This is a genomic window from Brevundimonas vesicularis NBRC 12165 (genome assembly GCF_001592205.1).
Lineage (GTDB): Bacteria > Pseudomonadota > Alphaproteobacteria > Caulobacterales > Caulobacteraceae > Brevundimonas > Brevundimonas vesicularis.
This window is the reverse complement of sequence record NZ_BCWM01000038.1, coordinates 1-1,674: the sequence shown is the minus strand read 5'-3', so window position 1 is coordinate 1,674 and position 1,674 is coordinate 1. Positions and strand designations below refer to the sequence as shown.

General features: G+C 58.8%; 1 protein-coding gene. It reads left to right on the top strand.

What is annotated here, in order from left to right; genetic code table 11:
- The coding region (locus tag BVE01S_RS16390) for a site-specific integrase (protein WP_218015947.1) at positions 1-1,314 on the top strand (1,314 nt) is incomplete at its 5' end.
- Between the last annotated feature and the right edge of the window lie 360 nt (positions 1,315-1,674).

The following is a 1,674-nucleotide window of genomic DNA, read 5'->3' as shown; positions in this document are numbered from 1 at the left end:
CCCCGGTCGTTGGTCACGATTGTCGGCAAGACCCACGTCGTAAAATCTCTCGGGACAGGCTACCGAGCCGACGCGATCCGTGAAGCTCGGATTGTCGCCGCTGCGTTCGAAGCGGAATGGCGGAAAGTCGAGGCGCATGGCCCATCGGTAATCGTCCCGGCTCGCCCGGTCATTCGGCCAGAGCCTTCTCCTGCGACATCGACGGCACCATCGGAAAAGACGATGCGCGAAGCGTTCGAACTCTTCAGGTCCGATCCTGCGAAGCACCGCACACGGAAGACAGAGCTACATTACCTCAACCTCATGGAGTTGACGGTGGGCCTCTGGAGCGCACAAAGGACCATCCGCTCCATTGATCGCGAGGCGTGCCGCGAGCTTCTCGACACCCTAATTTGGTTGCCGACGAACGCGGAAAAAAAGTTTCCGAAGCTATCGCCTGTCCAAGCGTCTGCGATGGCGAAGGCAAAAGGTCTGCCCGGCACGCTCTCCCCCGCTTCGGTCAACGGCTATATGAACAAGTTCCGGGCCGTGATGAATTTCGCGGCGAATGAGGGATGGATCGAGAAGAACCCAGCGAAGGGACTTCAAGTCATCGACCGCGTGCGCCGCCGCGACAAACGTCTGCCTTTCTCCGTTGAACAGCTTCGGCTGATCTTCGATGCGCCCATCTACCGTGGCTGCGTGGATGACTGGGCGGGATACTCCACGCCCGGCCACGCGCATCCGCGCCGGGGGCGGTTTTGGGTGCCGCTGATCGCGTTGTTCTCTGGCATGAGGATGAACGAGATTTGTCAGCTTCACGCGGCGGATATCCATCGGCTCGACGGCGTGGACTGCTTCTTCGTGACGGAAGGCCCATCCGATAGTGATAACGGAAAACGGCTGAAGACCGCCGCCAGCGAGCGATTCATCCCCGTCCACCCGACTCTAGTTGATCTCGGCTTTATGACCTTTGTCGAGGAGCGGCGAGCGGCTGGGGCCGTGCGCCTGTTCTCTGAACTTCAGAAGTCAAGCACCGGCTACTACAGCGACCCATTCTCGAAGTGGTTTCGCCGATTTCTTCAGCGCGCCGGGGCCGACCGGCCCAAGACCTGCTTCCACTCCTTCCGCCATTGCTACCGCGATGCCTTAAGGGAGGCTCACATTGAGCACGAAGTGGCTTTGGCTCTGGGGGGTTGGTCGTCAGGCAGTGGAGGTGAGGGTGGAGAGACCGCCGCGAACTACGGGCGCGGATATCGCCCAACGACGCTTTACTCCGCTATGGCTAAGATCAATTATCCCGATTTGAACCTCTCGCATCTCCAAAGCCGCTAAGCCTCCTCGGACGGGAAAACCAAGGATTTCAATGGTCATACTCCGCGTCACCATAGCCATAGTGGTTGGTCTGCTAACCACTCTCGTTTCCACGTTCGTCGGGGAACGATCAGCCCCTGCGACTTACCCGGATATTATGGGGTGCGAAGTGACTTGCGAGGTGGTGGCAACCGGGTGGCCCCTGATCTTCGTTCGCGACTATCTTGGTATGTCAGTCGGAAATAGGGCTGACATCATGGAAGTCTGGTTTGCCGCTGATCGGTTCGACACGGGGCCGTTCATAATCAATGTGGTTGTTTGGGCCGTTGTGGCCTACGCCTGTATGTGGGCTGCTTTGAACATTGCCGAACAGCAAAGACG